The 8148-nt window shown below is 70.6% G+C and carries 7 protein-coding genes; 3 read left to right on the forward strand and 4 right to left on the reverse strand.

Annotation, left to right across the window (positions count from 1 at the left end; all coding sequences use genetic code 11):
- The 3 genes from ACWF94_RS02590 to ACWF94_RS02600 form a co-directional block, all read right to left on the reverse strand.
- The coding region (locus ACWF94_RS02590; protein WP_453483956.1) for a helix-turn-helix transcriptional regulator at nucleotides 1–1043 on the reverse strand (1043 nt) is incomplete at its 3' end.
- A gap of 139 nt (nucleotides 1044–1182) precedes the next feature.
- Entirely contained in the window at nucleotides 1183–2523 is a 1341-nt protein-coding gene (locus ACWF94_RS02595) for an MFS transporter (RefSeq protein ID WP_453483968.1), read from the reverse strand.
- Nucleotides 2524–3046: 523 nt separating this feature from the next.
- A complete protein-coding gene (locus ACWF94_RS02600; protein WP_453483958.1) occupies nucleotides 3047–3772 on the reverse strand; it encodes a hypothetical protein in 726 nt (241 codons plus the stop codon).
- A 617-nt stretch (nucleotides 3773–4389) separates the two neighbouring features.
- Here ACWF94_RS02600 and ACWF94_RS02605 point away from each other — a divergent pair.
- Both ACWF94_RS02605 and ACWF94_RS02610 read left to right on the forward strand, forming a co-directional pair.
- Nucleotides 4390–4878, forward strand: a complete 489-nt coding sequence (locus ACWF94_RS02605; RefSeq protein ID WP_453483959.1) for a hypothetical protein — start codon at nucleotides 4390–4392, stop codon at nucleotides 4876–4878.
- 76 nt (nucleotides 4879–4954) lie between these two features.
- A complete protein-coding gene (locus ACWF94_RS02610; RefSeq protein WP_453483960.1) occupies nucleotides 4955–5827 on the forward strand; it encodes an alpha/beta fold hydrolase in 873 nt (290 codons plus the stop codon).
- Between the two features lie 53 nt (nucleotides 5828–5880).
- Here ACWF94_RS02610 and ACWF94_RS02615 read toward each other — a convergent pair whose 3' ends face one another.
- On the reverse strand, nucleotides 5881–6558 hold the full coding sequence (locus tag ACWF94_RS02615; protein ID WP_453483961.1) for a TetR/AcrR family transcriptional regulator: 678 nt from the start codon (nucleotides 6556–6558) through the stop codon (nucleotides 5881–5883).
- A 77-nt stretch (nucleotides 6559–6635) separates the two neighbouring features.
- Between ACWF94_RS02615 and ACWF94_RS02620 the strand changes: the two genes are divergently transcribed.
- Entirely contained in the window at nucleotides 6636–8108 is a 1473-nt protein-coding gene (locus ACWF94_RS02620; RefSeq protein ID WP_453483963.1) for a DHA2 family efflux MFS transporter permease subunit, read from the forward strand.
- The last annotated feature ends 40 nt before the right edge of the window (nucleotides 8109–8148 follow it).

The following is an 8148-nucleotide window of genomic DNA, read 5'->3' on the forward strand; positions in this document are numbered from 1 at the left end:
CCGGTCTTCTGGAACACGGCCTTGAGGTGGTCGTTCACCGTGTAGACCGAGAGCCCCAGCCGCCGTGCGATCTGTTTGGCCGCGGCCCCGGTGCGCAGCTCGGCGACGACCTCGCGCTCGCGGGGAGTGATGCCGTGCCAGGAGCAGAACGACGGCAGTACGAGGTCACCCGATGGGCCCTGGATCACCAGGGCGACCTCGCCCCCGCCGGACGGATCGAGCACCTCGCCCTGGCAGACGACCCAGCGACCGCAGACGACCGGCGGCGAGGAGACCAGGGGCGTCGAGGGCCTGCGGTGCCGCGCCCGGAGCCGGGCCGAGAGCGAGAGGGCCGTGAGGAAGGTGGTGGGAACCCACGCGGGGATGGACTGGCGGCTGCGGCCCGCGATCAGGTCCAGCCAGGCGCGCGCCTGCGGGCTGACGGTCCTGATCCGGTGATCGGCGCCGATCATGATCACCCCGGCGGGCGGGGCCGGCTCCGTGGAGCACAGCGGCCCCGCGAGGGCGTACCGCCGTACGGTCTCCATCAGTGCGGGACCGAGCATACGGACCCGCCGCTCGGCGTCCGCCCCGAACGGCGGCCGGCCCTCGAAGCGGAGCAGCCCGAGAATTCCCCACACTCCGCGCCCGTCCCGCAGCACCAGCCTCATCTCCGACCCGACTCCATGGGCCGCGAGGATGTCGTCGCGCAGGGGCAGGGGCGGGCCCTCGCTCTCCCTTCCCGCGATGCCGACGGGACCGAGCGTCCGGGCGACGGCCGCCGCGCGCCAGGAGTCCCCGTGCGTGTAGCGGTGCATGATCAGCGCGTCGGCCAGCTCGGGGTCATACGCGTGCCAGAAGCTGAAGCTCCCCAGCCCGAGCCCGGTCACCGGGTCGGTCCCCACCAGACTCAGCGCGTCATGTGCCACGATCGGAGCGATCAACCGGGAGAACTCGGCCCCGATCTCATCGGGATCCGCTCGCTGGACCACCGCGGCGCACAGGTCACGGGCCAGCCGCTCGTCATTGACAGTGCCGCTGCCCATGGCACCAAAATATGCCATTCGCACACCTTTGCCCAACCGGTGTCGTCGGCACCTACGCCCCTGAGCCCCTCGTGTCGTTCACCTTCACCGCGATCCGCTCCTACGACCCGACCCGACCCGATGCGATACGAGCGTATGCATGTCCGCAGTCGTCCGCTCACACGGCGCGTGTGCGGACGGCGAGCAGGGCGGCCAGGGCACACGGCACGATCAGCAGACCGAACGCCGCGCCGTAGCCGGCCAGGTTGTTCGATCCCATGCCCAGCACAACGTTGAACAGGGCGGACGCAAGACCCAGCACGCCGATCTGCCCCAGGTTCTGGCTGGTCTGCATCGCGCCGCTGGCATGGCCCAGCCGGTCGGGCGGACTGTGGGAGAGCGACAGCACGGTGAGGGACGGTGCGAGGAGGCCCATCCCGACGGCCGCGACGACCATCGCCGACGCGATGAAGGGCGAGGGCATGGCGGGGAACGTCCCGGCGACAGCGATCGCGACCGCCGCCGACATCACCAGCGCACCGGTCACGACCAATCGGTGCCGCGGCCAGTTCTCCAGCAGGCGGCCCTGCACCCAGGAGGAGGCGGCCCAGGCCACCGCGGCTCCCGTGAAGGCCAGTCCGATCGCCACCGGTGGCACATCCCGGTCGGTGACCAGCAGCAGCGGCACGTATGCCTCCAGGGTGAAGAACGTCCCCGAACCGAGGCCGCACAGCAGTACCGTGGCCGGCAGTCCGTGACAGGCGCGCAAGGTGCCCGGCGGCAGGAGCCGTGGCGCGAACACCACCAGCAGGGCGAGGCCCGCCGCCGCGAACAGCAGATGACGCGCGTTCCAGCCCGAGACACCGTACTGCGCCAGCGCCGCACCCACACTCACCGCCGCGGCGACCAGCAGCGCGGGGCGCGGTGCCCCACCGCTCGACGGCGTGGGCGCGGCGGGCCAGGAACGGCCGCGCAGCAGGGCCACCACCGCCAGCGCGGGGAGGACGGTGAGCGCCGCCAGGCCGTAGAACACCGCACGCCAGTCCCACCACTCGGCGACCAGCCCGGCCAACGGCGGGCCGACCAGTGACGGAACGATCCAGCACGTACTCATCAAGGCCAGCGCGCGTGGCCGCAGTCGGCCGGGGTACGCCTGGCCGATCGCGGTGTTGATCGACACCGCGACCGCACCGGCCGCCAGCCCGTCCAGGAAGCGCCCGGCGGCGAGCTGCCAGATCGAGGTGCTGGCACCCGAGACCAGCAGGGTGACCACGGCGAGTGCCATGCCCACCGCCAGGGGACGGTGTGCCCCGGCACGGTCCGCCCACTGACCGCCAAGGACCCCGCCCAGCAGACTCGCGGCGACGAAACATCCCGCCACCAGCGGGTAGAGCGACACCCCGTCCAGTTCCCGGGCCGCCGTGGGCAGAGTGGGCACCACGGCCAGTGCGGCGAGCCCGGTCAGGAACATCACCGCGGCGAAGACCGAGGTGGCTGCCGCGTATTTCCGGGAGAACAGCCCCTCGGGGGCGGGCGGTCGCGCCGACTCACCATCACCGCCGACCGCCCGTTCGCCGGACGCCTCCACGGCCGGGCCGGCCGGAGTGCCGGAGTCCGAGGAACTCGCGGAGTCCGAGGAGTTCGAGGACACTTCGTCAGTCGCGGGGACCGAGGACGTCGCGGGGGTGGCGGGCGAGCAGTTGGGCACGTGCTTCGGATCATCGGTCACCCGCGCAAGCTATGCGGGTCACCCGACCGCGAGCCACTGGGTTTCGCACCGGCACCGTGCCCCGGACGCGCACGGACCGCACCACGGCCCCCGCGAACCGGCTCCGGTGCCGAGGCCCCGACTCGCCGAAGGCGGCTTCGGACACAGAGCCGAAGCCACCCGGGGCGCCGGGTGGGTCCGCCGCCGGCCCGCCGTGCGGTGTCGAGATCGTGCACGAGCACGAACGCGCCGAACCGCACGGCGAGCGTGCTGACGGAGGTGGGTTTGCCACAGTGGCGGACGGCATCCGGGTGCGGGCCGGAGACGCGGAGGGTCAGGCGGCGGTGACGGCCGGCTGACCGGCCGGCTCGGCGCCGGTGGATGCGGTGGCGTCCTTGGTGGCCGTGTAGTACACCGTGGTGCCCTGCTTCATCCGCTCCGCGCGGCTGCGGGCCACCAGTCGCTCGGTGGTGGTGCGTACGAGGTTGTCGCTGATGGTGCGGCCGGGGCGGGCGTCCGTGAGGGCCTGTGCGATCTCACGGGCGGTGCGCGGCTCGGCCTGTGTGTTGAGGTAGTCGTGAATCAGCTCGCTGAGCGCCGGTCCCTTCTCCGCGGTGCCCTTCTTCTCCGCGGACTTCGCGGCCGCCGGCTTCTTCGCGGTGACCTTCTTGGCGGGGGCCTTGGCAGCCGGAGACTTGGCGGCGGGGGCCTTGGCGGCCGGCGCCGCGGTCTTCTCGGCCGAGGTCTTGTCGGTAGCGGACTTCTCGGCCGCGGACTTCTTGACGGGAGACTTCTTGACCGGGGATTTCCTGGCCCGAGCGGTGCCGCCGGACGACTTCACCTGGCGAGGCGCGGGCACACCGGACTTCTTGGCGGCGTCGCCCAGTGCCGCACTCATGTTCCGCAGCATTTCGTGGTCGTTCTCCAGGGTCGCCAGCTGCGACTGCAGAGTGCCGATCTCCACCCTGATGCGGTCCTGTTCGGCGGTGTTCCGGTCCAGGTCCGCGCGGACCTTATCGGCGTACTCCGACTTGAGGTCGGTGTTCTCCTGCTGGGGCATGGTGCCTCCTTGATGTGTAGGTGCTGGGGTCGGACTCTACCCACCTGGGGATACGTGTGTGTGCGTGCGGGCAATCCCGGTACCCCTCGGGCTCGTGTTCGTGTTGCCGCACTCGCGTCGGCGCACCCTTCCGGAAACGTGTGTTTTTCGTGCCAACAGAACGTGTATACACACGGGTTGGCCGATCACGAAGTCGGCCCGGCCACCACATTTCCGGCAAGGGACCGGTCCGGACTCTCCTGCGGAATCCACCGTGCGGGTCGGCCCCCGGACGCCGGGTCCGGGCCGGCCGGGCCGTAGTTCCGGCTTCGGCGCCGGATTCCCGCCGGGCCGGGATTCGCCTCCGCCCCGGCCTCGCCTCAGGTCTCGGTCTCGGTCTCGGTCTCGGTCCTCGACTTCGATTTCGGCTTCGGCTTCGGCTTCGGCTGAGAGCCGAACCGAACCGAACCGCAGATGTTGCTCAATTCGGATTGAACCCGAGGACCACGGCGGAAGACTCACCCCGGGCCCCGCGACACATCCGTTCGGAACCGTCGACCGCGTGCGGACGACGGCGCGGCGTGTCCGCGGTGTCACCGGTCAGAAGCGTGGATCCCAGTCGCACAGGGGGAGAACTGATGGCGCCGGAGTCGCGGGAGAGCCAGCGCGAGGTCATCGATCTGCGGATGAAGGAGTACGAGACACTGCGCAACGAGGTCACCCAGCGAATCAACGCCAGGCAGCAGATGGCGGGTTACGCGGCGGCGATCACCGCCATCACCGCGACGTGGGGCGGCGCACTCGGACACTGGCGGTTCCTGGTGGTGTCCATCGTCATCCTGGGCTCCATCGGCTATCTCCGCGACAGCAACAAGGGAATCCAGCGCATCGGTCTCCATCTGCAGCAACTGGAACAGGACATCAACAGCCTCGCGCATGAGCTGTACGGTCAGCCGGTGCTCTCCTGGGAGACCCGCAGGCAGGTGCAGCGGGAGCGGGAGAAGTGGTTCTGGAGGTTCGCCGGAATCGTCGGCGGCTGGCATCTGCGCAAGCCGAGCAGGGAACTCCCCGCACAGCGCACCGGCCCCCGCACCGAGGGCGCCACTCGAACAAGCGGGCGCGATTAGCGAACCGGTCCGGCCGTGGGCGGCCCCCCGGGACCGCTGCTCACGGCCGCCGTTCGCGACTCTATGATGTCGCCCCATGAGCCAGTTGCTTACCCTTGAGAAGCCGCCCAACGCGCGAACGTATCGCCTGGGTACGCCTCATGGTTCATTCGCCGTACTGGACACCGAGCCGTGCGGGTCCGCGCCGTACCGGGGCGCGGCCCTGTTGGTTCCCGGCTTCATGGGCAGCAAGGAGGATTTCCTGCCCCTGCTGGAAAGGCTGAGCCGGGGCGGGTACCGCGTGCTCGCCGTCGACGGCCGGGGGCAGCACGAGACCGGGCGGGGCTCGTCCGGCCGCTCGTACGCGAAGGCAGATCTTGCCGGGGATCTGGTGGCTGTCGTCCGCGGGTTCGGCGCCGGTCCGGTTCACCTTCTCGGTCATTCGTACGGCGGTCTCGTCGCCCGCGCCGCGGTGCTGGAGACCTCGGGCGACCCGGCGCTGTGGGCTTCGGTGACCCTGATGAACTTCGGCCCGGGGAAGGTCTCAGCGGAGCAGCGGGAACGGCTGCGGCTGCTGCTCGCCGGGCTCGATTCCATGACGCTCGCCGACATCTGGCCCTTCGTCGCGAACCAGGCCGCCGAAGGCCCGGCGGACGTCCGGGATTTCCTGCGCAGACGCTGGCTGGGGAACGATCCGGAGCACCTCGCCGCCGCGGCGCGGCAGATGCTCACCGAACCCGATCTCACCGCGCGTCTGTCACACGTCGAGATCGCCAAGGCCGTCCTTTCCGGTTCCCCCGACACCACCTGGCCTCCGGCAGGCGTGCAGCAGATGGCGGCGAGCCTCGGCGCTCCGCTCGTCCGGCTTGACGGGGGCGGGCATTCCCCCAATGTGCACAGGCCGGACGAGACCGCGGCGGCCCTGATCGATTTCTGGCAGAGCGTTCCGCTCACCGGGCGGCGTCCCTGAGGGACGCCTCGCAGGCCCGGCGGCCGGCGGACGAACAGCGCGACCGGCCGGAGTCAGGAGGCGGCGGACGGCCGCCGGTAGGCGCGCAGGAAGACGCGGACACCGCTGACGACGATCCGCTCGATATCGGCATCCTCGACGGGGAGCACACCGAAGAGCGAGCGGTTGTTCACGCTGCTGGTGACCAGCGCGCCGAAGTGCGCCGCGGCCTCCATCGGGTCGGGCACGTCGAGGCGGTGGCGTTCGGCCAGCGCGGCCAGCCGCTCGGCCAGCGCGACCTGTTCGCTGCCCGGGGCGCCCCGGCGGTCGAGGAGCGCGGGGAAGTGCGGGGCCTCGGCGATCACCAGGCGGATCGCGGCGGCGCGGTCCCGGGAGCGCGACACATGGGAGCCCAGTTCGCGGCCGAAGGCGATCATGGCCGCCTCGATGTCGGTGACATCGTCGCTGAGCGTGCGGTCCAGGATGTCCACGAACCGTTCCGCCATCGCGGTCTCGGCCTCTTCGATGGCCGCGAGGAACAGCCTTTCCTTGTCGCCGTAGTAGTCGTACACCGTCCGCTTGGAGACGCCGGCCTCAAGGGCCACGGCATCCACGCTGGTCCGTGCGACCCCGTCGCGCAGGAAGAGGTCCAGCGCGGCTTCGACGATCGACGCCCGCTTCTCCGGTGATCCCTGGCGCAGCCGGCCGCCGGCCTCACGCCGCCGCGGATCTGTTGTGCGCGGGTTCGTCACTGGATGGCTCCTCAGGTCTTTCGGCGGTGCCGATAATCGGCGTACATCGCCACTCTACACCGTGTAGTGTCATCCTCATGACTGGCTCGTCCGCCGGGACTTCCCCGGTCACAGAGGGGCCCGCAGCCCCAGTACGGCTTGACCCCGCACTGATCCGACTCGGAGTGGTCCTCGTCATCGGCGCCATCGCGTCGATGCTGGACGCCACGATCGTGAGCGTCGCGATCGTCCGTCTCTCCCGTGAGTTCCATACGGACATCGTCACGATCCAATGGGCGACCACCGGCTATCTGCTCGCCCTGTCGATGGTCATCCCCCTCACCGGCTGGGCAGTCGAGCGGTTCGGCGCCAGGACGATGTGGATCTTCTCCCTGAGCGCGTTCCTGCTCGGGTCGGTGCTCTGCGGCATGGCCTGGTCCGTGGACAGCCTCATCGCCTTCCGCGTTCTCCAGGGCATCGGCGGCGGCATGATCGCCCCGGTGATGCAGACCATCCTGGTCCGCGCCGCCGGTCCCCGGCGGATCGGCCGGATCATGAGCATCGTGGCCGTGCCAGGACACCTCGCGCCGACCATCGGCCCACTCGCCGGCGGCTTGATCATCGACAGCGTCAGCTGGCGCTGGATCTTCTACGCCAACGTCCCGATCTGTCTGATCGCCGTCCTGCTGGCCTGGCGCTCCGTGCCCGAGGACGCCCCGGGCACGGGCGAACGGGCCCGCCTCGACGTCCTCGGCCTGGCCCTGCTCTCGCCCGGTCTCGCAGCCATCGTCTACGGGCTGTCGCAGACCGGCACCGCCGACGGGTTCGCGGCGACCCCGGTCGTCATCGCCCTCACCCTGGGCGTGCTCCTGCTGCTCGCCTTCGGCCGGCACGCGCTGCGCACCAAGATCACACCGATCATCGACCTCCGGCTGTTCAGGAACCGGTCGTTCGCCATCGCCACCATGCTGATGTTCCTCGGCGGGATGTCGGCCTTCGGCGCGATGCTGCTGCTGCCGCTCTACTACCAACAGGTGCGGGGCGAGACCGCGTTCTCGGCCGGCCTGCTGCTCGCCCCCCAGTCGGCCGGCACGATCATCGCCCTGTTGTACGTCGGCAGGCTCACCGACAGGCTCGGCGCCCGGCCCGTCGTGCTCACCGGTGTCGGGATCGGTGTGGCCGGCACGCTCGCGTACCCCCAGGTCCAGGCCGACACCAGCGTATGGCTGCTCAGCGGGTCGCTGCTGATCTGGGGCATCGGTATCGCGGCCTCGATGGTGCCGATCATGACCGCCGCCTACCAGGGACTGGCGCCCGCCTCGATCCCTCGGGCGACCAGCGCGATCTCGGTCATCCAGCGGCTCGGCGGCTCATTCGGCACCGCCATGCTTGCGATGATCCTGCAACGCGAGATCGTCACCCACTCCGCACGCGGGGGGCGAACCCCGGGGAATCTGGCCTCGGCGTTCGGCGCCACGTTCTGGTGGCTTCTCGGCTTCACGGCGCTGACCCTCCTGCCCGCGCTGTGGTTGCCCCGGTCCCGGAAGGCGGCTCCCGCCAAGGCGAGTTGATGCCGTATCGGGATGGTTCGGAGCGCCGAACGCCTCCCGG

It is taken from the genome of Streptomyces sp. NPDC055078, from assembly GCF_053607985.1.